Here is a 26204-nt window from a genome sequence, read left to right as displayed (position 1 = left end):
TTTAATCCCTAACAAACTCCACAGATGCAAACGTTCAAAAAACACCCAAAAAACCTGATCCATTATAAAAAAACGCCCGTAACGTTACGAGATTGTTAATTACATCTCACACAGAAGGATCAGGTCATGAACAAATTACTGAAGGTATGCCTCATTACATTTCCCTTGTTGCTAGCACAAGGGTGTAATGACGATGATGACGATAACACCCCTGTACAAGTTGAGCCCGAATCATCTTCAACCATTGTTGATGTAGCAAGAGACGCGGGTAACTTTACCACTTTAGTTGCAGCATTAGAGGCAACAGGTTTAGACGATACTCTTGCCGACACTAGCCAAGAATTTACTGTTTTCGCTCCTACCGATGATGCCTTTGCGCTACTTGGCGAAGACACAATAAACGGATTGCTAGCAGATACAGATACACTTAGTTCAATACTTACTTATCACGTAGTTTCAGGTAGCGTTAACGCTGAAGCAGCAATTGGTCTTGCTGGTACAACGGTTGACACTGTAAACGGCGGCAAAGTCGCTTTATCGTTAAATGGCGATAGCTTGTTAATAAACACAAGCACAGTAACCATGACTGACATTGCAACTGACAACGGCATCATTCATGTAATTGATGCAGTACTTATGCCTATCGCCACTGCTGAGGCAGCGCCAACTACCAATATCGTCGAAACAGCACAACAGGCTGGTGGATTCACCACGTTACTTGCTGCATTAGACGCTGCGGGTTTAACGGCAGCATTAAGCGACGAATCAGCACAGTTCACTGTTTTTGCACCCACAGACGCGGCCTTTGAAGCCGTTGGTAGCAAAATGATCAATACGCTTTTAGCAAACCCAGATGTACTTGGCGACATTTTAAAGCAACATGTTTTGACTGGCGCGGTTGATTCGGTAACTGCTATGTCATTAAATGGTAAATCTGCAGAAACGCTGTTAGGCAACGCTCTTCCAATTACAATTAATGCCGAAACAGACATGCTAATGTTTGGCGGTGCCAATATTGTGGTTAAAGACATTGCTACAACTAACGGGGTAATTCATGTAATCGATTCAGTTATTGTGGCTGATGTAACACTACCTGAAAGCTTTGGTACAATTGCAGATGTTGCCAGCGATAATGGTAACTTTACAACACTGATTGCCGCACTAGCTGCTACAGGGTTAGACACTTTAGTTGCTGATCCTAGCAATACATTTACAGTATTTGCTCCCACCGATGACGCTTTTGCAGCACTTGGGCAAGACACCATTGATGCACTACTTGCAGACACTGATACCCTTCGCGACATTTTACTTTACCATGTAGTTGCTGATGCAAGCGTTTTGTCTGACGCAGCAGTCACCATTGCAAATAGCGAAAATAATAAAGTGGAAATGGCAAATGGCGATATGGCCGCCCTATCATACGTAGACAGCGCACTGTTTATCAACGACTCTGCCGTCACTGCGGCAAATGTAACAGCCGATAATGGTGTAATTCATGTACTCAATAAGGTCATTATGCCACCAGCCGAAGTAGGCACACCTACCAAAACAATTGCTACTGTTGCAACAGAAACAGACGCACTTTCAACATTAGTGACAGCCTTACAAGCTGCTGACTTAGTTGATACGTTTAATGATACGACAAAATCGTTCACCGTATTTGCTCCAACAAACGCCGCATTTAGTAAAATCCCATCGGATACCTTAAACGCGCTACTCGCTGATACTGATGCATTAACCGGCGTATTAACGCAGCACGTTTTAGGTGCTCAAGTAGGTAGTACAGATGCGTTTGCAACAAACGGTAAAATGATCACTACGCTTGCTGAAAACATGATAAGTGTAAACATTGTCGACTTTACTAGTACCACCAATGCTGCAACAGACAGTGTTGCATACGATGCAGACAACGCACGCTTAGTAACAGGCATGGCTGATAGCACTGCGGGTAAAACGCTTTACGTTTTTGACAACGACTTAGGTGAGTCAATGAGCGTATGTGAAGATACATGTGCTACAACGTGGCCACCAGTGCTGGGCACAGCGGACTCTATTGAAAACATACCGGGTTTATCACTTATTTCTCGTGCAGATAGCACTATGCAGGTTGCATATCTAGGTCGTCCATTATACACCTACTCAGGCGATACTGCTCTTGGCGATGAAAATGGCCAAGGTGTAGGCAATGTTTGGTGGCAAGTAAGCTTACCTGCAACTTCATTGCAAGTTGCTGGTAGTAACGTAACAACTACCGACATATACACTAGCAATGGCGTGGTTCATTTGATTGATACAGTCATTACTACTGCACAATAGTTTCTTTCCTGAGACAACAAAGTTAAGAGTGGATAACCACTCTTAACTTTTATAACTCACGTCATTATCATTGTTTTTCTGCGAACTAGTTGGGTAACCAAATAAAATACTTAGCTTAGCTTTAAACCCTTTTGCTGTATAAGTTTGTTTAATTAAATGCCACCATTGATGAAATGTAATTGTGACTGGATTATTGCTATTTAACTGCCCCACAATGCCATACTTACATGGCTTATTAGAGTCTTCTTCAACAAATGTACCAAACAACTTATCCCAGATTATAAGTACGCCTGCAAAATTTTTATCCAAGTATTCTCGGTTTATAGCGTGATGAACACGATGATGCGACGGCGTATTGAATACGCTTTCAAACCACCCAAGTTTTTTAACTATTTGTGTATGCACAAAAAACTGATACGCCAAGTTTAACGCAACAACTGTAAGTACCGTTATAGGATCAAAGCCGATTAAAATCATGGGTAACCAAAATACCCACATACCTGCTAAGGGATACATTAAGCTTTGCCTGAATGCCGTTGTAAAATTCATTTTTGTAGAGCTATGATGCACAACATGTGCAGCCCATAACCAATGAATATTATGCGACGCCCTATGAAACCAATAATACAAAAAGTCTTGAAATATAAAGGCAAACAAAACGGTAAATACCGAGAGCTCTATATCGAACACGCGGTATTCATATAACCAATTAAATAATGGCATCAGTAATATTAAAGAAACCGCATCAGCACCTTGGTGCAATAACGCCAAGGCCGTATTCGCCATGCTGTCTTTTATATCGTAAAAACGCCTGTATTTAATAAATTCAACACTAACAAATACTAAAAAAATGGGACTAAGTGCAAGTAAAATTACTTCAATGGTCATGTTGTGCCCTCTTAAAATAATGCTGTAATTTTTTAAGTGCTTGCGATATATCATGTTTAACAAGTAACTTTATTAAACTATCCGGCATCCACCATGGTGGCCTAAAGGCGATACAATACCTAAGCGCTGTAGCTGTATTACCTTCATGCTCAATAGCAATTAAATATATGTCTCCTTGGTGATTCTCCACCGGCTTATTACCCATTATGCGATAACAAATATGATTACTGCTGGCATGTATAATTTGTTCATTAAAAGTAACAAGCGGCGTTTTAACTTGCCTTATAGCACCTGCCCCACCTTTCATTTCACCTTTATTATGGGGTTTTAATTGTGAAAATTGAGCATTAAAAAAGCGCTCTAAATAGGCATGTTCCAGCAATATAGCCGCCACCTTTTCAGGCGGAGCGAATAAAGTACATTTTAAATTTATAGAAACCATAAGTGACCAATACTTAGAATAAGGCCTCTAGCATAATAAAATTTAACGTGGCAAACTTGCTCATACGCGATCATTTTTTAGCTTTAGGCGACAAATGCAAACCATTGCCGATCATTACTTTTCTAGTATTCTTGATTATCTACAAAGCCAAGGTTTAAATAATGAAGATGCTCTAAAGGCAATTAATTTTACTGAATTTAGTAATCGCACAAAACAACAACTATCACCACGCATAAGCCTCAAAAGCTATAACGCATTGCTTAATTATGCTCAAAATACACTTAAAGACCCTTTATTTGGCTTTAGACTAGGTCAGCATATTCGTACGGCGGACTATGGCGTTTTGGGATATTTAGTCGAGTCAAGTAACGGATTAGGCAACGCTATACAAGCGCTTTTAAATTACGACTGCCTAGTGGCTAATATAGGTCAAGCACAATTTGAGCAACACAAAAGCCAGGCAACTATCCGCTGGTTTCCCCATGCTCAATGTAATGAACAAGTAGTATTAAGAAATATGACAGCTTGGGTGAGTGTTGTACGCCAATTACTCAATAACGAATTATCACCGACACAAGTTAGCTTTCAACACCGCTTTACTCAACCGCAAATAAATACGCTAGCAACATGGTTTAATTGCCCTATTTTAACTAATGCAAAACACAACGAAATTTGTTTTCCGAGCAGCTATTTAAGCCTTAACTTTAAAACTGATAACGCTGCTATACATTTAGCACTTAAGCAAGTATCTGATCAGCAATTAAGCCTTTTTACTAACCAGCAAAATATAACTGAAAATGTCAGCCAAATTTTAATGGCAAAGCTCGATTTACAAAACTGTACGTTAATACGCACTGCAAATGCCCTAAGTATGACACCACGCACCTTGCAACGGCACTTAAAATTGCACGGTACAACGTTTACCCTCATGCTTGAAAACGAGCGAAAGCGACGTATTAACGAACTGCCTAATAAACCTAATTTAGCACAGCTAGCATTGCTGCTCGGATTTAAAGATCAAAGCTCTTTTAATCGTGCTTTTAAACGTTGGTATTCGTGCAGTCCACTAGAATACTTTAAAACAAATAAGGGGTAATTTAACTTTGATTTACTTTTATTAAACATTTAAGTTTATATTTCAGGCAATATTATTTAAACTCAACCAATGTTGGCTAAAAAAGACTTTTTTATGTACCTGCGTGTTGTAATTAGCGCCTTTGTATTTATGTTTTGTACTGCGGTAAATGCAATGAGTACAGTAAACTTTATTGCCGAAGATTTGCACCCTTATCACTTTAAAAACGAGAATGGCCAAGCTGATGGCGCGCTTGTTGATATAGCCAAAGCCGTTTTAAAAATCACATCATTAAACGCTAAATTTGAAATAATGCCCATGGCGCGCGCATTTCACGAGCTTGAAAGTAATCCAAACACTATTTTACTTTCTTTATTAAAAACTCCTACGCGCACAAATAACTTTAAATGGTTAGGCAGTGTTTATTTTACCGATGCCTACGTAGTTAGCTTAAAAAGCAATAAAGCACAAGCCACACACTTAAACCACACTAAGTTTTATAAAATAGGCACTATTCGCGGGTACTCAAGTGCTAAGTATTTAAAGCAAATGGGCTTTAAAGAAGACAAAAATTTAGTATTGGTGAGCTACTACCAGCAACTTTGGCAAATGCTTTACAAAAAACGTATCGACTTTGCCTTAATGAATACACTCACATTAGAAAACGAGTTAAAAATGTCGGGCTTAGATCCAAACCTTATCACCAAGCGCATTCACTTAGATGACTTTCCTTCAACGCTTTATTTTGCCAGTAATAAAATGCTTGAAGAAAGTACAGCCAACGCCTTATCGCAAGCACTTGTAATAATTAAGAAAAGCGGTGAGTACGAAGCAATTTTAAACAAATGGAAACTTCCGCTTCCTACCACTGCCAATAAACTGTAATAAATACGCACTACAATTTTAGTAAAGCTGATAACCTAACTTGGCTATGCGAACAATTAAAACACCGCACGGTATAACGCTTAACTATCAAGATGAAGGCAATAAACACTCTCCTACCGTTATTCTAATAATGGGTTTGGGTGCTCAGATGACCGTATGGCCAGATTCACTATACTATGGTTTGGTTAACAATGGCTTTAGAGTTATCCGTTTTGATAACCGTGATAGCGGACTGTCGACTCATTTGGATCATTACCCCTCTCCTAGTTTAGTGAAATCTTGGCTGAGTAAGCGCCTTCCCATACAAAGCCGAACTCCCTATTTGCTCGATGATATGGCAAACGATGTATTGGCGCTTATGAGCGCCCTTAAAATTAAAAAAGCCCACTTTGTTGGCGCATCTATGGGTGGAATGATTGCCCAGCTAATAGCTGCGCAACATAAAAAAAAGGTGCTAAGTTTAACCACTATTATGTCAAGTTCAAGCTTGCCGAGGCTGAGCGCTAAAAGCATTGGCGTATTTATTAAGCTTGCCAAATTAAAACCAAAAACACCAAGCCGTGATGAAGCAATTAATTACAACATTAAACTTAACCAACTTATTGGCAGCCCCGCTTATCCTCAATCAGAAGACGCACTTCGCCTGCATGCAACACAAATAGTTGAGCGTTCAAACAACCCTAATGGTTACAGACGCCAGCTCATTGCAATGGCTGCCAGTAAAGATAGACAACATTTAATTCGAAAAATTAAAACACCTACATTGGTCATTCATGGTAGTCATGATGTAGTCATTAATGTGGGTGAAGGTAAAAAAACGGCCATGCTAATAAAAAAGGCAAAACTAAAAATAGTGCCTGGTATGGGCCATAATTTTGCACCAGAACTCATGCCAAAAATGACAAAATGGCTCACAAAGCATATTAAAAAGGCACAACGTAAATACATTAAAAAAAAGCTCAAAAACCACATTGGTATAACCAAATCTAAAAGTGAAAAATAAAAAACACAGAAATTGGTAATATTGATATTTTAAATTGGTATGTTAGATTAACGTTAATCAAGGTCGATATTGTCCTTCATTAACATCATCACACAGAGACAACAATGAAAAACCTAACATCTACTTTTAAACTCACAGCACTGGCTGCTGTTACTCCGTTGCTGTTTATGGGCTGCGCAAATACAAGCACACCTATTGATAGCAATACACCTGTTCCTGCATCAAAGTTTGATTTATCACAATGGAAAATAAACGTACCTGTTGATTTAAACAACGACGGTAAAATAGACACAATTGATGTTGAAGAAATTCAAACTTACGCGCACCCTGATTTTTTCTATCTTGACGATCAAGGTTACATGGTATTCACCTCGCCAAATAAAGCATTAACCAGCGCTAACTCTACCAACACCCGCAGTGAGTTAAGGCAAATGATCCGCGGTACTAACACAAAAATAAAAACAAAAAGTTCAAAAAATAATTTTGCATTAGCTGTTCACCCACTCTCTGAGCGCTTTGGCTCTGTAGGTGGAAAAATGGAAGCCACGTTGAAGGTTGATCATGTGGCATTACGCGCTACAGACTCAAGTAAAAAAGCTGCATATTCTGTGGTGGTAGGACAAATTCATGCGGGGAAAGACCAAGCCCTAATAGATACAAAACTGGGTTATGGCTGGGGCAATGAGCCTCTTAAAATTTATTACAAAAAATGGCCCGGCCATAAAATGGGCTCCGTTTTTTGGAACTACGAACGTAACTTACCAAAAACAGATCCTAACCGAACTGATATTACATACCCAGTATGGGGAAACACGTGGGAAAACCCTAATGATCCGGGTGTTGAAGGTATAGCGCTTGGTGAAGATTTTAGCTATACCGTAAACGTACATGGTAATGTAATGCACCTTACCTTTAGCGCAAAAGGCAAAGAGGATGTTAACTACTCAATTAACTTAGGAAACAATGTTGATGCCTACGGCAAAGTGGACTACAAAGATCACCCGCACGGTTATGCTGCCGATTGGCATTATTTTAAGGCTGGTGCTTATAACCAATGTAGTACTAAATCGTCTAAAGGTATTTGGTACCCTGGTTGTTTAGGCACTGGCGAGTGGGCACTCGACAAACAAAACGGTGACTACGCACAAGTGAGCTTTAAAAAGTTAATATTAAGCCCATCAACTAAGCCGTAAGTATTGCTGTAGTTAAGTAGTTTTTAAGTGATGTAAACAGTGGTGAAGGTAAGTTATTAATATCGCACCAGCGCCACTGTATACATTTATTTGGCTCGTTTAGCACAGGCTCACCACCTTCGTAATCAGCTTTTACGTACAAAGTAATGTAGTGTTTGTTTTCAGCACTAAAAATATCGTTAGTAAAATCAAGCTTAGTTATTTGACTAACATTCAGCCCTGTTTCCTCAAATACCTCGCGTATTGCACACAGCTCAACGCTTTCGCCAAATTCTAAATGTCCACCCGGCGTTGCCCATGTATTTGCACCATGCGCACCAATTCGCTCACCTAATAAAATAGTGTTTTGTCGCATAATAATAACGGCAACACCCACTCTAACGTCGTTACTCATACAATTAATTCCTTACAAATATGAGGCTATGCTGAGCCGCGCGCCTTAATTTGTCAAACTCACTGCTGCTGCATATTAACCATGTGATTAACTTTTAGCCGACCAAGGTCGAATAGCCTAGGCACATAAAAAAGCCTACCTTTTGTAAGGTCTCTCATACATATTTAGTTTTAGGAGCCTATTATGTCAGGCCTGTATAAACAGCAATACACGAGCTTTAAACAAAACCCAACCCAGTTTTGGCTAGAACAAAGTAAAAACATTCCCTGGTACAAAACACCAAACCAAGCATATACGCAGGATAAAGATGGCCTTTATCATTGGTTTAGTGATGGACAATTAAATACCAGCTTTCTAGCGCTCGACCAACACGTAATTGCAGGCTTTGGTGACCAAACTGCGCTGATTTACGACTCGCCTGTTACCAATACAAAGCAAACTTATACTTACACTCAACTACAACAAGAAGTCGCTAAATTTGCAGGCGTAATAAAAGCACTTGGTGTACAAAAAGGCGATCGTGTAGTGATTTACATGCCCATGATCCCACAAGCTGTTATTGGTATGTTAGCTTGTGCTCGCTTAGGCGCTATACACTCCGTGGTATTTGGTGGGTTTGCAGCGCATGAACTTGCCGTTCGTATAGACGATGCAAAACCTAAACTGATACTGAGCGCTTCTTGCGGTGTAGAGGTCGATAGCATCATTGAATACAAGCCACTTATTGATGACGCCATAGAGCTTGCCAATCATAAAATAGATCACTGTATTATTTATCAGCGCGACCAAGTTACTGCCAATATGGTCAACGAACGCGATATTGATTGGACACACGCAATGCAAACCGCACAGGCGGCAGATCCAACACCTTTAAATGGCAACGATCCACTTTATATTTTATATACTTCAGGTACAACAGGCACCCCAAAGGGTGTTGTACGTGAAAATGGCGGGCACGCCGTAGCGATGAACTACAGTATGAAAACTGTTTACGGTATGGAGCCGGGCGAGGTATTTTGGGCCGCCTCAGATATTGGCTGGGTAGTTGGGCACTCTTATATTGTGTATGCACCATTAATGTACCGATGTGCAACCGTATTATATGAGGGCAAACCTGTGCGCACTCCCGACGCCACTGCTTTTTGGCGAGTAGTGGAAGAATATAAAGTAAGCGCCTTATTTAGTGCCCCCACAGCATTTAGAGCAATCAAAAAAGAAGATCCTAATGCTGAAGGCTTTAAAAAATATAATACCTCTAGTTTAAAACGATTATTTTTAGCAGGCGAACGCCTCGATCCGCCCACATACAATTGGCTAAAAGAGAAAACTCAACTTCCGGTACTCGATCATTGGTGGCAAACCGAAACAGGCTGGGCCATTGCGTGTAATCCAGTAGGAATAGAAACATTAACAACCAAACCTGGCAGTTCAACCGTACCTACACCGGGGTTTGATGTTCGTATACTCGACATGGACGGTAATGAATGCGCAGCTAACGAACAAGGGGCCGTAGTTATAAAACTACCTTTACCACCCGGATGCTTACCCTCTATTTGGCAAGACACAGCCCGATTTAAAGCCAGTTATTTAAGTGAATACGAGGGCTACTACCTCTCTGGCGATGGCGGATATATAGATGAAGACGGCTACTTGTTCATAATGGGCCGCACTGATGACGTTATAAATGTTGCAGGCCACAGACTTTCTACCGGCGAAATGGAAGAAATTGTAGCGGCTCATCCTGCGGTTGCCGAATGCGCTGTATTTGGTGTTAACGACCCACTAAAAGGCCAGCTCCCAATGGGCATGATTGTACTTAAAAATGACTTTACAGGGTCAAGCGAAGAAGTCGAAAAAGCACTTATTGCCTCAGTGCGCAATCAAATTGGCGCCATAGCGTGTTTAAAAAATATAGTTAGCGTAGAGCGCTTACCTAAAACTCGTTCCGGAAAAATACTACGTAAAAACTTACGCCAACTTATTGATGGCGACGAACTACAAATCCCTTCAACCATAGACGACGCCGGTATTTTTGATGAAATAAACCAACAACTCACCCTGCGTTAAACCCAACCAAACAAAGCCACTTTATAATTAATAAAAAGTGGCTTTGTTTATTAGGACATGGGTATATAGAGAGTTAAAAAGGAGTTAACTGAAACAAATAAGAGAATGTAGGTAAACGCTTAGTCACTTTTTAATAACAAACAGTGATTTTAAATATAGGCTCAATAAAATTTTACCTCTATAATGATAACTAAATGTAAATTATTTTTTAAAAATCAAGGTCTAAATATGTTTGTTTTAAGTTCAACCTACTCGATATTGAAAAACGAAAATGACCAACTAAAAAAAGAAATTGAGAGTTTACGTAATAAAAATACAACGCTTATCAATGAAAATACTTCTCTAATTGAAGAGTTAAATAACCCAAATAATAATGAAGATCATAGTTTCACTCACTCATTACTTTCCAGCTCTATCAATGGTGTTGCTCAAATCGAAGATATAAGACAAACCGTATTGGGCTCTTACTCTAAAATTGATGAAGAAAACAAAGTAAGCGATAAGATAAACACCCTGCTCGAAAAATCAAATAGCTCGCTAAATCATATTGTCAAAGAAATGGATTTAATGACCAGTAAAATGGGAAGCATGACTGAAAACATTTCAGGCCTAGCTAGCATGGCCGGTAAAATCAGTACGTTTGTTTCAACAATTAGTAAAATATCAGATCAAACAAATTTATTAGCACTTAACGCTGCTATTGAAGCTGCCCGTGCGGGTGAAGCTGGCCGAGGCTTTAGTGTTGTAGCAGATGAAGTAAGGGTGCTAGCAACAAACACGAATAAGTCAGCGCAAGAAGTGGCCGACCTAGTAAAAGAAATTATTAACAAAACAGATGAAACAGTGGTATCAGTAGAAGGTATTAAAGAAAATAGTTCGCACCTAAGTGATAATTTTGATGCACTGAATACCGATTACACTTCAATTATCGATTTTTGTAACAACATGAAAAATACGATTTCTCAGGCTGCTACGTTGTCGTTTATTCAAACCGTTAAACTAGATCATGTTGTATGGAAAGGTGACATTTACGCAGTAGCAAATGGCCAAAGCAACAAGTCAATTAATGACTTTAGCGATCATACAATGTGCCGATTAGGCCAATGGTATAGTTCAGAGCAGTCTGCTGAATTTAAGCACACCAATGCATTTAAACAATTAGAAAACCCGCATAGTGAAGTACATAAAAATGGTGTTGCGGCTCTGCACTCAATTCAAAATGGCGATAAAGAATCTGCAATTAAGCATATTCATAAAATGGAAGCAGCCAGCGAACGTGTGATGCATTTACTCGATGAGATTTGTTAGCCCCAGCTAAGCACTAATGAACAAGCTATTAAAATGATTTAAATTTTAATAGCTTGGCTTATAAGTTAGTCTTTAATTTTAACCTGCACTCTTTTTTTATCACATGTATAGATTGTTTAAAGCGCCCTGTTTAAAACTGTAATAATAAGTAAGAAACTGTTTAGCTTACGTAAAGCAATGTAAAGGAACGTCCAAACATTAAATAGGTCAGTTAATGTTCAGTTTCAGAGGTTAATATTAAGCCTAGTTATGTAACAACATAAACGAGGCACACTATGAAACTTACATTTTTACTATCGGGTATAATTGCCATTAGCGCGCTTTCAAGCACCGCAATTGCAGCCCCCAACGAGCGAGAAGCTCATAAAAATTATAAGCACGAAAACCCTAAACGCATTGAGTATAAGCGCGATGAACGTCGCCATGAAAAAAAACTACGCATAGAGCATAAAAAAGAAAAGCGCCAAGACCGTAAAAAAGAAAAGAACAAACAAAAAAAGCAGCAAGAAAAGCGTAAACAACTACGTTTCGACAATCATAAATATAACTACCTAACTAATAGGTATAAGCCGCGTTATTACAAAGAAAATAGATACATAAGGCACTTGCCAAGAAGAAGTACTTCTATTTGGTTTAATGGAATTTCATTTAGCTTTAATGACGGCATTTACTACCGAAAAGCTAAAAAAGGCTATCACGCTGTGATGCCACCTCGCGGACTGCGCATTAAAAAACTTCCTAGACATTATTCGCGTATGAAACATCGAAACACCACATATTATGCTTATCAGAACGTTTTTTATATTGCTGATAACGGCGGCTATAAAGTGGTAGATGCGCCAATAATTCAGCGCAACAAAGCTATTAAAATTGGCAACGTCTTCGACTATAGCTTAGGGCAAGTTTACGATGAACTACCATCGTCAGCTGAGCCAGTTACCATAAACTCTCAGCAATATTTTAAATACAACGATATTTACTTTTTGCCACAAATAAATGGTGATGAGATACAATACCTAGCAATCAGCTTAGGCTGAGCATTATTTAACTACTTAACCTGCCTACAGGTTAAGTAGTACTTTATTAATATAGATTTCAGCAATCCTCTTATAAAATTTCCTTTTGTAATACCCCTACTAAAAAACATAAAACGTTCATTTAGTGAACAATTTTAATTTTAGCTCCGTATGTCTGTTTAATATTTGTAAATAAAGCGTTTATGACCTAAACCTAAATAGAGGCTTTATAGAGGAGCTCCACTTATGCCTACAACAAAAACAATTGAAAAAAACACCGAATTTGCTCGCTGTATAGAGTGTAACAAAGTAGATACATTTGCTGCATTTCACTGGTTAGCACTTGCGTTTAAAGATATGACCCAAGCCCCGTTGCTTACTGTGATTTATGGCCTAGTGTTTAGCATTATTCCTGCAGCTATTATCTACTCTGCATTTTTTGCACAAAGCGTATTTGTAATTTTACCCGCCACTGTTGCGTTTGTTTTAATTGGACCCGCTTTCGCAGCCGGCCTATACGACGTAGCATGGGAACTCGAAAAAGGCCACAAACCCACTTTTAGGCATTCGCTAAAGTCGATGTTTAGAAACCCTGTTGGAGAGTGGGGCTTTGCAATATTATTACTTGTAATAATGATTGCGTGGATGCGCATTGCCGCCCTTGTTCATGCTTTATACCCTAACTACGCTAACCCAACATTTGAAGAACTGTCAGCATTTTTAACGCTTGGTACAATTGCAGGTGGCGTTTTACTCGTGTCTGTTTTTTCAGTGTCTGCATTTACACCACAAATTATGATGGAAAGACGCGTAGACATAATGACAGCTATCGTCTCATCTATTAACGCCGTTAAAAATAACTTTGCGCCGATGGTTGTTTGGTCAATATGTATTTTCCTAATGGTTGCGCTTGGTTTTGTAACTGGGGCTGTTGGGTTTATTGTGATTATGCCACTACTTAGCTATGCAAGCTGGCACGCATACATTGCAGTAATCAAAACTAAAAAAGCCAGAAAATACGAATAGTTAACAAACATTAACGTAACTTGTGCCACGATCTAGTGAAACTAGTTTGTGGCACAAATAATACTTTTCCCCTCCTCCCTGCATTTAAGTACCCCGATTTTTTTAAAAAGTCATAATTAAACATCCTCACTTTAGTAGCTATACTTTTTAGCGCCTGATAAAGTAATTTTTACTGTATTAAACATAATGACTTAAGGCACCTAATGGCAAATCAATTTAACGTTCTGGATTCCCGGTTGCAGTTATGCTGTGGGAATGGCGGGTATACTCGCGAGGGTTTTTGCTATGTACCAGACTCTGATCGCGGTAATCATAGTGTGTGTGCAATTATGACCGAAGAATTTTTACAGTTTTCGAAGTCACAAGGTAATGATCTCATAACGCCCAATCCACTTTACGATTTTAAAGGCTTAAAAGCTGGCGACAAATGGTGTTTATGCGCAATAAGATGGCTTCATGCGCAACAAGCAAACGTTGCGCCGCCAGTAATCTTGCAGGCCACTAATAAAAAATCGCTTGAAGTAATACCGCTTGAATTACTAAAGGCACATGAATACACCCGTTAAAAATATTCTAGTTTAGTTTCAGCAAATCTGTTTGGTCTGCAAATTTTACAAAAAGATGCAGACTTTTCATAACCACCTCATATTAATAAAAAACCAAACAAAAGCAAAAACACAAGCGACTGATTTAAAACAATTTTATTTAGTTTAACTTTCGGCATATTGATTGCTTCATACAATTATCACGTATTTATTACGTAAAGGACTACGTGAAAATATTAAATAGTTAAGTAGGAGAAGTTATGAGCAATACAAATAAGCAAGCTAAATTTACTGCACCAGGTATGAGCAACGAATCAGCTGAAAAAACTATCGCAGCCTTAGATAACCGCATGGTTGCACTTATAGATCTTCAATTAACACTAAAACATATTCATTGGAATGTTGTTGGTCCTAATTTTATTGGTGTGCATGAAATGCTAGACCCTCAGGTTGAAGCTGTGCGCGAAATGACAGATACAATAGCCGAGCGTATTGCCACTTTAGGCGGCATACCAGTAGGGACACCTAAGTCAATTGTTGACCGCCGTACATGGAACGAATATTCATTAGGTAAAGGACTTGTTACCGAGCATTTAGGCGCGTTAGATAAAGTGTACAACGGTATTAATGCCGATCACCGTAAAGCCATCGAAACGGTATCAGATTTAGATCCAGTATCTGAAGATATGTTAATAAGCCAACTTGCCGATCTTGAGCAATTTCAGTGGTTTGTAAGAGCACACATAGAGTCAGCTACTGGTGAATTAACGCAATAATACCTTTATTACCTAAGTACCTTAGCCCAGCATTTTTGCTGGGCTTTTTGTTTAAATCATAAAACAAAATATCACTAAGGTATTTGAGCCGTGCAAGAACTTGTGGCATAAGAATTAACCTACTAGTATCAGTAAGTAGTTTTCAATATTGGTACAAATTAGTATGATAAGTTTTAATACCCCTAAACAATTTTGGCTTTTTTCTTTAATCTTTTTATCAGCCTGCGGTTCAGGCAGCAGTAATACCAAAGTTCCGCAATCAAATACAAGTGAAAGTCCGACTCCAATTACACAAAACAATATCGAAGATAATTACAACATTATTATTTATGGCAATAGTCACAGCAGTCAGTTAGGGCGGATCATTGAGCATATAATCGAAAACCAATACCCAGATAAGTCAGTTCAAACAACCACAGTGTCGGGACCTTTTTTAGATAATATTGTGAGTATTAGGGCAAACGTAGACAAACTTAAAAACAAAAATCTAAGCCATGCCATTTTTCAAGGCCAAAAATACTCTCAGTCTGGTTTAACAACTTACCCTACTGATGCCGCTGAGCATTTAATTTCATCAGCCAAGGCACAAAATATTACACCTATTTTATTTCCTGAACACCCACAAAGAGGCAACCCTAAAGAAGGCCAGCGTGTATACGACTTACATTTATCAATAAGCGCTAAACAACCTAGCTGCGTAGCTCCTATTGGCCTTGTTTGGAACAGGCTTTTAGTGTTAATGCCAAATGCAAAACTACATATGGATGATGGCAACCATGCCTCTTATGCAGGCAATGTATTAACAGCAATGACTTTTTCAGAAATAATTACTTCACGACCCGCCGATATCATGAAATTTGACCCAACTATTAATTTGTCAAAGCAAGAACAAGCTCTATTTGGTCAAGTAGTTACTGAAGTGCTTAATTTATATCCTGCTTGTGGTGTAAGCTAATCTAATTATAAATCTATTTTTATGTTTTAAATTTTTTACTTTAATTAAAAATAAAATGTCAGGTTATTCTCATTGTTATCGACTAATAACATAACAATCAAAAGGAGAGTAATTATGAATACATTAACAGTAACCCCACTACATAGTTTACCCGCTAATAAAGCTAATCAATGGCTTCAAGACGGTTTTTCACTTTTTAAGCAAGCACCTGTAAAACTTTTTTTATTTTTACTGCTTCCTTTAATTATTGAAGGTATTTTTCAAATACTACCCGCCCCTTATGGCATGCTAGCCTCCAAATGGGCTGCCACTTTTGTGGGCAGTAGCGCTGTTATCGTCATTCATCATCTGGCCACTCATAAAGTATTTTCATTAAAGTCGATTTTTAAAGCTAAAAACTGGCTAAGCATGATTCCGCTTTCAGCAATTTTAGCATCTGCTTTTTTTATTCAGTTATTTGTAGCAAAGCTTTTACTAGGAAATGATGGCATAAATTTACTTTTATTTTCGCAGCCTACTGAAGTTACCCAATGGCAACTAGGTATTATTTTTGCCTCAATTATTCCTGTTACACTGCCTGTCAGTTTTGCAAGCTATTGTGTTTTACTTGGTGAAAAAAACCTACTGCAAGCATTAAAAAGTAGCCTAAATGCTTTTTTCTATGCGTTTAAACCAATGTGTTTAATCGCGCTAATTTCTTTCTTAAGTCTATTGTTAGCCCCTTATACTTTTTTATTAAGTGCGATTATTACGGGTCCTATACTCACGTGTATAAGCTATATTGCTTACAGAAGTGTATTCATTAAAAACAAGGAAGCCTAGTGGAAAAAAGGGATCATATTCATGAGATACTACTGCAATACGCACCTTTAATGGCGCGTATTGCTGCAACACATGAAGCAGACCAAGCACTTAGAGAGGACCTACTGCAAGATATATCGTTAGCTGTTTGGCATGCAGTAGAAAACTTTAGAGGCGATTCAAGTATGAAGACCTTTATTGCTAGGGTCGCACACAACCGTGCTGTCGATCATGTTTTAAAAGAAACACGTCGCCAAGATCGTCATAATTTAAGCGACCCTTTACTTGACTTGGTTAGTACTGATTCTCACCAACACAGCGATAACACGTATGATTTAATGACAGCGATGAGACAGCTACCATTAAAATTTAGGCAAGTTATTTCTCTTCAATTAGAAGGTTTTAACCAAGCCGAAATAGCACATACGTTAGGTCTAAACGAAGCGAACGTTGCCAAGCGCGCTAGCCGCGCACGTGTGCAACTTCAAAAGCTCATGGAGCAATAATAATTATGGATCCACTATTAGAACAATGGCAAAAAGACTATAAAAATGCGACTCCAAAACTGGATACTGCCGCACTACTGGGCCAAATTACATCGGCAAGAAAAAAACAATCAATTAAAGCATGGTTCGACTTAATTGCAGGCGCATTTGTTAGCTTATTTTGTATCTATGCATTAGTTTTTGAAGCAACTAGCACTCCTGAGCAAGTGTTATACGCAATTTTAACTCCGTTACCAATTGGGTTTTCAGTATGGGCATTTATTCAGCGCAAAAAGCTAATAAAAACACACACCCTAGATGTTAATGGTTTACTACTTTTTAAAAAGCAGCAGCTCATTAATCAAATAAACTATTGGCGCTTAAACCTTATAGGCTGTTCTATTTTGTGGGCAGCACTTTGCATCACTGCGGCCGTGAGCATTTTAATGTATAACCACACAACAATATGGCTCACACAAGTAGGTATTGGCACTTTGGTACTAATTGCCACACTAGCTCGCTTCATTCATGTAAAGCTAAATTTTGAAAGTAAGCTAAAGCTAATTGAAAGTTTAAAGTAGATTTTCCAGCTTAAGCTACTCAATAAGGTGTTTACACCAAAACTGTAAACTAAATTAAATATCTAATGATATTTAAAATCCATTAAAATAAACAATATATAATTGTTTGGTTGGTTTAATTTCAAAGGTACAGTGCTTACCGCTACTATACCCAATAAAGGTCCGTTAAATTTTTATAATTGATTAATTAACCTTCCAACTTATTTTTATTGAGCTTAATGTAAATCAATAACTTTTTGTAAATGGCGGGCTGTCTATAATAAAGCTAACGAATATTTGTCTCTTTATTGTAACTTGTAGTTAAAAGTTGTCATTCAGTTCACTTTACTTCTATAGTAACGCTATATAAACATTAGGTATTACTATGCAAAAAGCGCGAATTCCAGCGGATGAACAATCTCGATTAAAAGCATTATATGAGTACGAAATATTAGATACAGAAGCAGAAAAAGTATTTGATGACTTAACTCAACTTGCCTCAGATATATGTGATACCCCCATATCACTTATAAGCTTAGTCGATCCGCAAAGACAATGGTTTAAATCAAAATACGGTATTGATGCGACTGAAACAGAGCGTGATATTGCGTTTTGCTCCCATGCTATTTTGCAAGACCAAGTATTTGAAATACAAAATGCTTTACTTGATGAGCGCTTTCACGACAACCCTTTAGTAACCAACGATCCAAACATTCGCTTTTATGCAGGTGCCCCCCTTATCACACCGCAAGGCAGTACAATTGGTACTTTATGTGTAATTAGTGATAAACCTAAAAAATTAACTAAAAAACAAATTAGTGCGTTAACTATTTTAAGTAAAGAGGTAATAGGCCAATTAGAGTTAAGGCTAAAAAACAGAGAACTAAGTAAAGCATTAGAACAGCAAAAAACTCATATTCAAGAGCTTGAAAAACTAAAAGCTGAAGCAGATACATCCAATAATTTAAAAGGTAAATTTTTAGCTAATATGTCGCATGAGCTAAGAACACCACTTCACGGTATCTTAAACTTGGCCGAATTTGGCTTATCTGACAGCAGTAATAGTGAAAAAGATATTGCGCTAAAAAGTATTCTAAACTCAGCCAATATTTTATCCAATATAGTGAATGATATTTTAGATTTTTCAAAAATAGAAGCTGGAAAATTAGATATTGAACATATCGACTTTAACCTTAAAGACGTTGTTAATGGTGTAATTGAGCCACTAAAAAAACAAGCCTCTGATAAAGGTATAAAGTTTAATGTATCAATAGATAAAAAAGTGGCTGAAACATTAAAAGGTGACCCACTAAGAATATCGCAAATATTAAATAACCTATGCTCAAATGCAATTAAATTTACTCAAGCTGGGCACGTTGATTTAATAATTAACTTAAAAGGTCACTCTTTAAATACACAGAACATAACATTTAAGGTCATAGATACAGGTATAGGGATAAACAAAGCAGCACAAGCAAACTTATTTAAAGAATTTCATCAAGCTGATTCATCTACCTCTCGTAAATTTGGTGGTACAGGGTTAGGCCTTTCCATTTGTAATAAGTTAAGTCATTTAATGGGTGGGAAAATCAGTTTTACCAGCCAAGAAAATGAAGGCTCTACATTTATTTATCAGCAAAGCTTTGAAGCATCGATTTTAGATAGTTTGCTAAAGAAAAACAAAGAAGTAACTGATTTACAAGGCTGTGTTATTTTAGTTGCGGAAGATAATAAAATAAATCAAATCGTCGTCAATAAAATGTTAAAAGCGCACAACACTCAAGTGATTTTTACTGAAAACGGTAAAGAGTGTATTGATTACTTTGTTAACAACCACGTTGATTTAATCTTTATGGATATTCAAATGCCAGTAATGGATGGAGTTGAAGCAACCAAGGCCATAAGAGCACTGAAAAACGGTAAATCAATACCTATCATTGCCATGACTGCCAACACAATGAAACAAGATATTGAGCATTACCTAAATATTGGCATGGACGGTTATTTAACTAAGCCATTTAACAAAGATAGCTTGAACAGCTTGCTTAATGTTTACAATCCAAACAACGAAAATCTCAAAGACTTAGCAATAAAAATTAGTGACCCGAGCATTAAAAGAGAACATAAACTTAAACAAACATGCCGTGAACTAAAAAGATTAATACCTGCGGCCAACAGAGTCAGCTTATGGCTGTTTAATGAAGAATACTCTGAGATAAATTGCTTAATGTGCCTTGATGAGAACGATGAAGTCATTCTTGACTCAGTATTAACAGCAAAAGACTACCCAGATTACTTTAACTACATACTAAGCCACCAAATACTTGATGCCCCCGATGCAAGAAATCACGAAGTTACAAAAGGCTTTACCAAAAGCTATTTTGAGCCATACGATATTTACTCACTACTTGACTACATTTATTTTAAAGATAATAAGGCACTAGGCGTGATTTGCTGTGAAAGTATTGGAGCGAAAATATCATGGACCCACGCAGATAAAGAAGCCCTGATAAAAATAACAGACTTAACTACGTTATTTTTATCAAAACAAATAGATCTCAATTGAATTTATGACTATTTAACCGTAAATCTTTATAGAGTAATTTTGCCTATAAATAATAAAAAAGCCGGGCACATTTAATCAGTGCTCGGCTTAAGCCGACACGACAATTTATAGTGAAATAACCACTTTCCCCATACCTTCACCACTAGCAAGGCCATCATGCGTTTTACCTGCATCCTCAAGATTAAATTCAATGTTGTCTAACACAGGCAATAGGCGCCCTTCATCAATAATTGTTGCAGGGTTAGCTAGTATTTCGCCATGCTGCTGGCATTTATGGTACCCCCTTGTTTAGTTTAAACAGCCAGTATATTTACAAGAGATACCCATGATAATACACTCAAATGAACAGCTAGTTTTAAAATTTAATTAATAATAGGCTTTAATAATGAACAATGAACACCTAAAGTTATTCGTTCGAGTCGCCTCTACACACAATATTAGTTCAGCAGGCGCGGAACTTGGCCTTTCGCCGCCGGTAGCTAGCATGCATATTATTAAGCTTGAGGAATCGCTTGGTGTAAAACTAATTCACCGTACAACAAGGCGAGTATCTTTAACTGAAGAAGGCCGAGAGTTTTTACCTCACGCTGAAGAAATATTAAATGCTATAAATAGTGCAAAAGCAGCTGTAGGCGCAGGCTCTTTTACCCCCCAAGGCACGATTCGTGTTGCAGCCCCTTCCTCATTTGGTCGTATGCATATAGTGCCCGCACTTAAAGCTTTTATTGATCAGCACCCTGAGCTTAAAGTCGATTTAAGACAAAGCGATAGTATTGTAGACATGGTAGAAGGTGGTTTTGATATCGCTATCAGAAATGCCGAGCTTAACGATTCAACCCTCGTAGCCAGAAAGTTAGCCCGCGACCATAGAATTATATGCGCCTCACCAGACTACATAGCAGAACACGGAGAACCAAAAACACCACAGGATCTTCTCAACCATAATTGTATTAAATTAATTGGGATTGACTACTGGAGCTTTAAAACGCCAAATGGCATTGAAAAAGTTAAGGTAAAAGGCAGTATTCGTATTGATAATGGAGAGTCGATAAGGGATGCGTGTATTAATGATGCAGGTATTACTATTTCGTCTATTTGGTGCGCCCACAACGCATTAAAAGAAGGCACCCTAGTTCAAATACTAAAAGATTACCCAATGGATTCAAATGCCGCTATTTGGGCTGTATACCCAAGCTCCCGGTTGCTCGCGCCAAAAGTACGTGCATTTATCGACTTTTTTATAAAGTATTATGGCGAAATACCATATTGGGAAACGGCGTGAGTGGCACGCTCTTAAACTTTCAACTAGGTATAGTACTTAAAAACATAAAGTTGTTTCTGTTAAAGAATTTAAATACCTGTGCGTATTAAAAATTATTTAAAAACACTAATCTATATTAATTATTAATAATTTGGTTTATTCTTTAAAACTAGTGATTTAAGCATGGAGGCAATCAAATAATGCAGTTTTTCATTCCCTCCTTTACACAAATAAAACTATTCTACAAACATACAATTAGTGTCTGCTTAAATTTTCACCTAAATTAACTACAAGGTTAGTGACTATATGAAAATATCCCGCACATTATTAACATCTGTTGCCGTTGTTGTTATTGCTGGCTGTAATACAGTTGCAGAAAAAAGCGCAAGTACACCTGTTTCAAATCTGCCTGACTGGGTTTTAAACCCTCATGTAAGTGAAGGCATTGCCGCGACAGATTGTGTGAAGTTCTCAGGCAACTTATCTATTGATAAAAAACTCGCAACAGCAAACAGTCGTCTAGCGCTAGCACAACAAATAGAAACACGTATTGAAGGGCTTGAAAAAACATATAGCAATCGTACAGACGCAAACGACGATACTACTGTTGGTACAAGCTTTAGTTCTGTTTCAAAGCAACTAACCAAGCAAAAATTGCAGGGCTCTAGGCTAATAAAATCGGATATTGTTAATATATCTGGAAAAGATCATTTTTGTGTACTTACAGCCCTTGAACCAAATCAAACAAAATCCTTATTCAATGACATTCTTAAACAAAGTCAACGAACCATAAACCCCGCTGACGAAAAGTTTTTGTATCAAGAATTCAAAGCCAAAAAAGCCGAAAACGACCTAGATCAAGAAATAAAAAAACTAACCAATTAATTGCATAGTTGTCGGTCAAAAAACTTCACCAAATTACTATGCGTGAAGTTTTCTATTATAAGTAAAAATATGACAGAAAATAATAATCAAACATCAACCTGGAAAAAAGTACAAAGCTCTATCTTAATGATAGCCGCTATATTGATTTCTATTGGACAGTGGGGTGATACAAAAGATGTTCTTAAAAGTGCTTACTCTGCGTTCGTAGAGAACTTCACACATAAAGTTCAGTATAAGCAGATAGATAAAGTTAACATAGGTAATAGCATCGCTTACATCAAAACATTTCTAGGGGAGCCTAACGCAGTAAAAAGGTCACGAATAGATATTGATGTTGAGTTTTACTATTACATTAGAAAAAAGTTTATCTTTACTGTCATCACCTCTGACAAGCGTATTAATGGTTACTCCGTAGTGTCACGTATTTCAGATTTTTCTCCTGTGATACCTTTCTCGGGCCCACTGGGCGAATCAACAATTTTAGAGAAAAATTCAAGTGAATTTGAATACAGCTTTGACAATCGTAACTTGACTTATTATCTAGAATCTCAAAATCTTGGTAAAGAAAAAATGTTTCTTTCTTTATCCAAAGGGTTTATTGGCTACGCCGCAGTTCCTGGCTCCGTAAAAGTACCAGAAAAGTATTTAGCAACAATAAAAACAAGTATTAACACGATGGATTCTTTGGCTACCTATTCAGATAACCTTAATGAGTTGAAAAAGGAAGTTGAATCATTACGAGCGAAGATAAAGCCCAACTATTATGCAGTCAGTGAATTAGAAAGCAAAATTGTTGCAGAATCTTTACTCACCCGATTTGAGTACCAAACATTAACAAAAAGTTGATAAAGGTTTTTTTATGAGTTTATTCAAACTTAATTTATATGTACCACTATTTACCACCTTAATGCTAAATGTAACGGAAGTTTCAGCTCAACAAACAAATGACCCATTTGAGCAGCTAGAGCAAGAAATGGCCGCTTTAGAAAAAGAAGGCAGTGCAGAAGAACTAAAAGAGTTTAACGACTGGAAAGAAACCTACTTATCTGAATATCAAGATTTTAGACGCAAACATTTTAAAAAACTTGATGATATACGCGACAAGCTCATTAACACGTGGGGTGAAACAGAACCTCAGCTTTCTAGTCAAACGACCTACTATAGCCCTGATAACAAAGCAAAAACCACTATTGACTATGAGAATGACCAGATAAGTATTAGCATTTTGCACAACGAGCAAGAACATGTTTCTACAAAAGATATCAGTAACGCTCTAAAAAGTGCGTTAAATGCTAATGAAGTGGTAGCGAGCAAAATAAATAGCACTTCATTTAAGATACTTAAAAAAAATATAGAAAATATCTCTCCCGTTGAAACGCAGGTTGAAGTGATTACACAGCCTGAAGCATTGATAGAAAAAGAAATTAATAAAATAAATAAGCAAGCTATTGAAGCTCGCCAACAAGTTGAAAAAGTGTTTGATATGTCTTTACAAGTATCATCACCTGTTCAGCTAGATAGCGAAAATTCACTCGCTAAAAAGAAATTGACTTCAGAAATAGCAAAAATAGAATCAGAAAAAACACAGCGTATAAAAAGCTTAAAAGCGTCGCAAGTAGGAGCTAACGCGATGCAACAAAGAGAAAAGCTAAAAAATAAACGAGTTACCACCTACACCATACCGCTTGCCCATCGCAGTTTTATAAAAAAAGCAGCCCCCTATAAAAATATCGTTAGTAAGCATAGTAAGCATTGGCGGTTGCCCGAGAGTTTGCTTTTTTCGATTATCCATACTGAAAGTCACTTTAATACTCAAGCAGAATCTCCAATCCCCGCCTTTGGTTTAATGCAGATTGTGCCTATAAGTGCAGGAGCTGATGTTAATCTTTTTTTACATAAGAAAAAGAACATCATGAGCAAGGAGTATTTATTCAACCCAAAGAATAATATTGAAACAGGTGTTGCATATATGCACCTTTTAAACACACGCTATTTGGCTAAGATAAGTAATCAGCAAAGTCGGTTTTATTGCATGATTGCAGCTTACAACACCGGTGCAGGGAACGTAGCTAAAGCCTTTAACACCGATAACTCAAGAAATATCAATAAAGCTTCTAACATAATAAATAAAATGACGCCTGAAGAGGTCTATAACAAGCTTATTAGAGACCTTCCATACGAAGAAACAAAAAAGTATTTACAAAAGGTGCTAGAGCGTCAACCTATTTATAAGTCTATGGACCAAATTTAAAACCACTTATCGGGTGATTAATTGCCTTTCCAGCAAAAAAGGCGTTAGTTTCACATTCAACATGGAAATGGAAAAAGCGATGCTAAATATTAAAAAAACATTCACACATTCATTATACTTTTTTAGTTTATTGGCTGTACTTACTGGCTGCGCTTCAAAAGTTGAAATTGATTCAACAATGAATATGCCTAGTAAGTCAGGCCTTGCTCTTGATCATATTGCTGTAGTTGGTTTTAACGGCGATAAATATAACATTAAGGGAAATGCGCTTTCGGCAAAAATAAAATCTAAATTAATGAGACATGGATATGTAAAGGTACATGCCAATTCCCCCTATAAGCTGGTTGGTGAAATCTCACCATCTCGAGTAGAGCGTAATTCATGGAGTGAAAAGCATGAAGGAAAAAAAGAAACGTGGTACAGCTATCATGCATCGGTTAAACAAACTTTAACCCTAACTTATTACGTTATTTATGGCCAGCAAACACTAAATAGTGCCTCTGAAACATTTACTTACAGTAAAGAAAAAAGCTCAAGCGAAAATAGAAGTAAAGCAAAAGATAAGCTCCGGACCGACTCTGAAGTTGCTGACTTTTTAATAGAAAAGGCGGCTGATTTTGTTGTTAAACAAGTTTCCCCATATCGTTCTTTAGTAAAACTTAATTACCTAAATGGGGAAGATGAAAATATTGATTTAGGTATAGAGTATGTAAAAAAAGACCGTTTAAGCCAAGCTTTTAGTATTTTTGAACAAGTTGCTCAAAATAGTAATTCAATTGAAGATCAAGCCATAGCCCTTCACAACCAAGGTTTAATAAAATTAATGCAGGGCAAACATACTGAAGCTTATGACTTAATGACAAAAGCGAATCTTATTGATCCTAGAAACTTTGATATTCTTGATTCAATAAAAGAGGTGGAAGACTACAAAGTATTAAGTGATGCGCATAAAAAACAAAGAGGCCTAAAATGAAAATATTACCGCTAATCCTAATTACTTTTTTAGCGGGGTGTGCTTCCAGTAAAAATAATGAATACGACATCGTTATTCCTTTAGCTGAAAGCAATAAAATAAAACCTCAGCAAACCGAAAAATCGAGTGGTAGCTTTAAAATACATTACAAAAAAGATATTAATAATAACCCTATTGTTAAAACATTAAACAGATCTACCACGGTGATGGGTAATGATGAGGAAACTGTAAAAAGCTTAAGAGAACGCGCCAAAAAAGAAATAGTTCAACTAGCTACAGAGGAAGTAAACGGTGTTGTTATTGCTTCAACATCGAAGACTAATACGACTGTTATTAATGTTGACTCAAACAAAAGTAACACACGCTATTCAAGACAGGATTTTTCTGAAAAGGCCGTCGCACAAACAGCTGGAATTGCACAAGTAAAAAACTTGCAATGCCAAACACTACCAACTAAAGCAAGTAACTTAACAGTAACGTGCAGTGCTGATGTTACGGTACACCTAATTGAGAATATTGATTTTACCCAATAA

Annotated in this window: 26 protein-coding genes; 22 read left to right on the top strand and 4 right to left on the bottom strand. The window is 37.4% G+C overall.

The window, feature by feature from the left end; translation table 11 throughout:
- Positions 1-126 precede the first annotated feature (126 nt).
- Positions 127-2316 carry a fasciclin domain-containing protein gene (locus ATS72_RS14645; protein ID WP_058428411.1) on the top strand — a complete coding sequence of 730 codons (2190 nt, stop codon included), beginning with the start codon at positions 127-129 and terminating at the stop codon, positions 2314-2316.
- A 42-nt stretch (positions 2317-2358) separates the two neighbouring features.
- On the opposite strand, the gene ATS72_RS14640 is transcribed toward ATS72_RS14645, so the two are convergent.
- Together ATS72_RS14640 and ATS72_RS14635 are read right to left on the bottom strand one after the other, a co-directional pair.
- Entirely contained in the window at positions 2359-3204 is an 846-nt protein-coding gene (locus ATS72_RS14640) for a sterol desaturase family protein (RefSeq protein WP_006791828.1), read from the bottom strand.
- Positions 3194-3646: an SRPBCC family protein gene (locus ATS72_RS14635; protein WP_058428410.1), complete on the bottom strand. Its 453-nt coding sequence runs from the start codon at positions 3644-3646 to the stop codon at positions 3194-3196. Before ATS72_RS14635 ends, ATS72_RS14640 begins: the two co-directional genes overlap by 11 nt.
- 94 nt (positions 3647-3740) lie before the next feature.
- Here ATS72_RS14635 and ATS72_RS14630 point away from each other — a divergent pair, with 94 nt between their 5' ends.
- The 4 genes from ATS72_RS14630 to ATS72_RS14615 all read left to right on the top strand — a co-directional run bounded on the left by ATS72_RS14630 (position 3741) and on the right by ATS72_RS14615 (position 7802).
- Positions 3741-4742, top strand: coding sequence for an AraC family transcriptional regulator (locus ATS72_RS14630; protein WP_058428409.1), 1002 nt, complete (start codon positions 3741-3743; stop codon positions 4740-4742).
- A 93-nt stretch (positions 4743-4835) separates the two neighbouring features.
- Entirely contained in the window at positions 4836-5606 is a 771-nt protein-coding gene (locus ATS72_RS14625; RefSeq protein WP_033034961.1) for a substrate-binding periplasmic protein, read from the top strand.
- A gap of 46 nt (positions 5607-5652) precedes the next feature.
- Positions 5653-6609, top strand: a complete 957-nt coding sequence (locus ATS72_RS14620) for an alpha/beta fold hydrolase (RefSeq protein ID WP_058428408.1) — start codon at positions 5653-5655, stop codon at positions 6607-6609.
- A 104-nt stretch (positions 6610-6713) separates the two neighbouring features.
- Complete coding sequence (locus ATS72_RS14615) at positions 6714-7802, top strand: polysaccharide lyase family 7 protein (RefSeq protein WP_058428407.1); 1089 nt, start codon at positions 6714-6716, stop codon at positions 7800-7802.
- Here ATS72_RS14615 and ATS72_RS14610 read toward each other — a convergent pair.
- The gene (locus ATS72_RS14610) at positions 7792-8196 is read right to left on the bottom strand and encodes a nucleotide triphosphate diphosphatase NUDT15 (protein WP_058428406.1); all 405 of its coding nucleotides are present in this window, start codon (positions 8194-8196) and stop codon (positions 7792-7794) included. The two genes, ATS72_RS14615 and ATS72_RS14610, sit on opposite strands and share 11 nt — an antisense overlap.
- A gap of 183 nt (positions 8197-8379) precedes the next feature.
- Here ATS72_RS14610 and ATS72_RS14605 point away from each other — a divergent pair, with 183 nt between their 5' ends.
- From ATS72_RS14605 to ATS72_RS14555, 11 genes are all read left to right on the top strand, one after another.
- On the top strand, positions 8380-10263 hold the full coding sequence (locus ATS72_RS14605; protein ID WP_058428405.1) for a propionyl-CoA synthetase: 1884 nt from the start codon (positions 8380-8382) through the stop codon (positions 10261-10263).
- Positions 10264-10491: 228 nt separating this feature from the next.
- The gene (locus ATS72_RS14600) at positions 10492-11571 is read left to right on the top strand and encodes a methyl-accepting chemotaxis protein (protein WP_058428404.1); all 1080 of its coding nucleotides are present in this window, start codon (positions 10492-10494) and stop codon (positions 11569-11571) included.
- A 275-nt stretch (positions 11572-11846) separates the two neighbouring features.
- Positions 11847-12608 (top strand): DUF6515 family protein, encoded by a 762-nt coding sequence (locus ATS72_RS14595; protein WP_058428403.1) that lies wholly within the window; start codon positions 11847-11849, stop codon positions 12606-12608.
- Between the two features lie 225 nt (positions 12609-12833).
- A complete protein-coding gene (locus tag ATS72_RS14590) occupies positions 12834-13613 on the top strand; it encodes a DUF2189 domain-containing protein (protein WP_058428402.1) in 780 nt (259 codons plus the stop codon).
- A gap of 203 nt (positions 13614-13816) precedes the next feature.
- Positions 13817-14179 (top strand): DUF2237 family protein, encoded by a 363-nt coding sequence (locus ATS72_RS14585; RefSeq protein ID WP_058428401.1) that lies wholly within the window; start codon positions 13817-13819, stop codon positions 14177-14179.
- Positions 14180-14418: 239 nt separating this feature from the next.
- Positions 14419-14934, top strand: a complete 516-nt coding sequence (gene dps, locus ATS72_RS14580; RefSeq protein WP_058428400.1) for a DNA starvation/stationary phase protection protein Dps — start codon at positions 14419-14421, stop codon at positions 14932-14934.
- Positions 14935-15097: 163 nt separating this feature from the next.
- The gene (locus ATS72_RS14575) at positions 15098-15889 is read left to right on the top strand and encodes a hypothetical protein (RefSeq protein ID WP_058428399.1); all 792 of its coding nucleotides are present in this window, start codon (positions 15098-15100) and stop codon (positions 15887-15889) included.
- 114 nt (positions 15890-16003) lie between these two features.
- Complete coding sequence (locus tag ATS72_RS14570) at positions 16004-16711, top strand: hypothetical protein (protein ID WP_058428398.1); 708 nt, start codon at positions 16004-16006, stop codon at positions 16709-16711.
- Positions 16711-17196, top strand: coding sequence for an RNA polymerase sigma factor (locus ATS72_RS14565; protein ID WP_058428397.1), 486 nt, complete (start codon positions 16711-16713; stop codon positions 17194-17196). Before ATS72_RS14570 ends, ATS72_RS14565 begins: the two co-directional genes overlap by 1 nt.
- Positions 17197-17201: 5 nt before the next feature.
- Complete coding sequence (locus ATS72_RS14560) at positions 17202-17756, top strand: hypothetical protein (protein WP_058428396.1); 555 nt, start codon at positions 17202-17204, stop codon at positions 17754-17756.
- Between the two features lie 364 nt (positions 17757-18120).
- Complete coding sequence (locus tag ATS72_RS14555) at positions 18121-20301, top strand: GAF domain-containing hybrid sensor histidine kinase/response regulator (RefSeq protein ID WP_058428395.1); 2181 nt, start codon at positions 18121-18123, stop codon at positions 20299-20301.
- Positions 20302-20406: 105 nt separating this feature from the next.
- Here ATS72_RS14555 and ATS72_RS18975 read toward each other — a convergent pair whose 3' ends face one another.
- Positions 20407-20553 carry a zinc-binding dehydrogenase gene (locus tag ATS72_RS18975; RefSeq protein WP_257790775.1) on the bottom strand — a complete coding sequence of 49 codons (147 nt, stop codon included), beginning with the start codon at positions 20551-20553 and terminating at the stop codon, positions 20407-20409.
- Positions 20554-20686: 133 nt separating this feature from the next.
- Between ATS72_RS18975 and ATS72_RS14545 the strand changes: the two genes are divergently transcribed.
- The 6 genes from ATS72_RS14545 to ATS72_RS14520 all read left to right on the top strand — a co-directional run bounded on the left by ATS72_RS14545 (position 20687) and on the right by ATS72_RS14520 (position 26204).
- On the top strand, positions 20687-21583 hold the full coding sequence (locus ATS72_RS14545) for a LysR family transcriptional regulator (RefSeq protein WP_058428394.1): 897 nt from the start codon (positions 20687-20689) through the stop codon (positions 21581-21583).
- A gap of 285 nt (positions 21584-21868) precedes the next feature.
- Positions 21869-22447, top strand: coding sequence for a hypothetical protein (locus tag ATS72_RS14540; RefSeq protein ID WP_010555722.1), 579 nt, complete (start codon positions 21869-21871; stop codon positions 22445-22447).
- A gap of 69 nt (positions 22448-22516) precedes the next feature.
- Positions 22517-23293: an ETEC_3214 domain-containing protein gene (locus ATS72_RS14535; RefSeq protein ID WP_008128838.1), complete on the top strand. Its 777-nt coding sequence runs from the start codon at positions 22517-22519 to the stop codon at positions 23291-23293.
- A gap of 13 nt (positions 23294-23306) precedes the next feature.
- Complete coding sequence (locus ATS72_RS14530) at positions 23307-24698, top strand: transglycosylase SLT domain-containing protein (protein WP_058428393.1); 1392 nt, start codon at positions 23307-23309, stop codon at positions 24696-24698.
- Positions 24699-24777: 79 nt separating this feature from the next.
- Positions 24778-25671, top strand: a complete 894-nt coding sequence (locus ATS72_RS14525; RefSeq protein ID WP_235591583.1) for a hypothetical protein — start codon at positions 24778-24780, stop codon at positions 25669-25671.
- On the top strand, positions 25668-26204 hold the full coding sequence (locus tag ATS72_RS14520) for a hypothetical protein (protein WP_008128829.1): 537 nt from the start codon (positions 25668-25670) through the stop codon (positions 26202-26204). The genes ATS72_RS14525 and ATS72_RS14520 overlap by 4 nt, the downstream gene beginning before the upstream one ends.

The organism is Pseudoalteromonas sp. 13-15, assembly GCF_001468205.2.
Classification (GTDB): Bacteria; Pseudomonadota; Gammaproteobacteria; order Enterobacterales; family Alteromonadaceae; genus Pseudoalteromonas; species Pseudoalteromonas marina.
Note: the sequence above shows the minus strand (reverse complement) of the source record. Positions and strands in the feature narration are given on the sequence as shown.

Coding starts and splice junctions, on each gene's coding strand:
- ATS72_RS14585 (WP_058428401.1), top strand. CDS start 13,817: ATGGCAAATCAATTTAACGTTCTGGATTCCCGGTTGCAGTTATGCTGT.
- ATS72_RS14630 (WP_058428409.1), top strand. CDS start 3,741: ATGCAAACCATTGCCGATCATTACTTTTCTAGTATTCTTGATTATCTA.
- ATS72_RS14535 (WP_008128838.1), top strand. CDS start 22,517: ATGACAGAAAATAATAATCAAACATCAACCTGGAAAAAAGTACAAAGC.
- ATS72_RS14640 (WP_006791828.1), bottom strand. CDS start 3,204: ATGACCATTGAAGTAATTTTACTTGCACTTAGTCCCATTTTTTTAGTA.
- ATS72_RS14620 (WP_058428408.1), top strand. CDS start 5,653: ATGCGAACAATTAAAACACCGCACGGTATAACGCTTAACTATCAAGAT.
- ATS72_RS14600 (WP_058428404.1), top strand. CDS start 10,492: ATGTTTGTTTTAAGTTCAACCTACTCGATATTGAAAAACGAAAATGAC.
- ATS72_RS14555 (WP_058428395.1), top strand. CDS start 18,121: ATGCAAAAAGCGCGAATTCCAGCGGATGAACAATCTCGATTAAAAGCA.
- ATS72_RS14610 (WP_058428406.1), bottom strand. CDS start 8,196: ATGAGTAACGACGTTAGAGTGGGTGTTGCCGTTATTATTATGCGACAA.
- ATS72_RS14530 (WP_058428393.1), top strand. CDS start 23,307: ATGAGTTTATTCAAACTTAATTTATATGTACCACTATTTACCACCTTA.
- ATS72_RS14595 (WP_058428403.1), top strand. CDS start 11,847: ATGAAACTTACATTTTTACTATCGGGTATAATTGCCATTAGCGCGCTT.
- ATS72_RS14525 (WP_235591583.1), top strand. CDS start 24,778: ATGCTAAATATTAAAAAAACATTCACACATTCATTATACTTTTTTAGT.
- ATS72_RS14645 (WP_058428411.1), top strand. CDS start 127: ATGAACAAATTACTGAAGGTATGCCTCATTACATTTCCCTTGTTGCTA.
- ATS72_RS14575 (WP_058428399.1), top strand. CDS start 15,098: ATGATAAGTTTTAATACCCCTAAACAATTTTGGCTTTTTTCTTTAATC.
- ATS72_RS14615 (WP_058428407.1), top strand. CDS start 6,714: ATGAAAAACCTAACATCTACTTTTAAACTCACAGCACTGGCTGCTGTT.
- ATS72_RS14560 (WP_058428396.1), top strand. CDS start 17,202: ATGGATCCACTATTAGAACAATGGCAAAAAGACTATAAAAATGCGACT.
- ATS72_RS14635 (WP_058428410.1), bottom strand. CDS start 3,646: ATGGTTTCTATAAATTTAAAATGTACTTTATTCGCTCCGCCTGAAAAG.
- ATS72_RS14540 (WP_010555722.1), top strand. CDS start 21,869: ATGAAAATATCCCGCACATTATTAACATCTGTTGCCGTTGTTGTTATT.
- ATS72_RS14605 (WP_058428405.1), top strand. CDS start 8,380: ATGTCAGGCCTGTATAAACAGCAATACACGAGCTTTAAACAAAACCCA.
- dps (WP_058428400.1), top strand. CDS start 14,419: ATGAGCAATACAAATAAGCAAGCTAAATTTACTGCACCAGGTATGAGC.
- ATS72_RS14570 (WP_058428398.1), top strand. CDS start 16,004: ATGAATACATTAACAGTAACCCCACTACATAGTTTACCCGCTAATAAA.
- ATS72_RS14520 (WP_008128829.1), top strand. CDS start 25,668: ATGAAAATATTACCGCTAATCCTAATTACTTTTTTAGCGGGGTGTGCT.
- ATS72_RS14545 (WP_058428394.1), top strand. CDS start 20,687: ATGAACAATGAACACCTAAAGTTATTCGTTCGAGTCGCCTCTACACAC.
- ATS72_RS14625 (WP_033034961.1), top strand. CDS start 4,836: ATGTACCTGCGTGTTGTAATTAGCGCCTTTGTATTTATGTTTTGTACT.
- ATS72_RS14590 (WP_058428402.1), top strand. CDS start 12,834: ATGCCTACAACAAAAACAATTGAAAAAAACACCGAATTTGCTCGCTGT.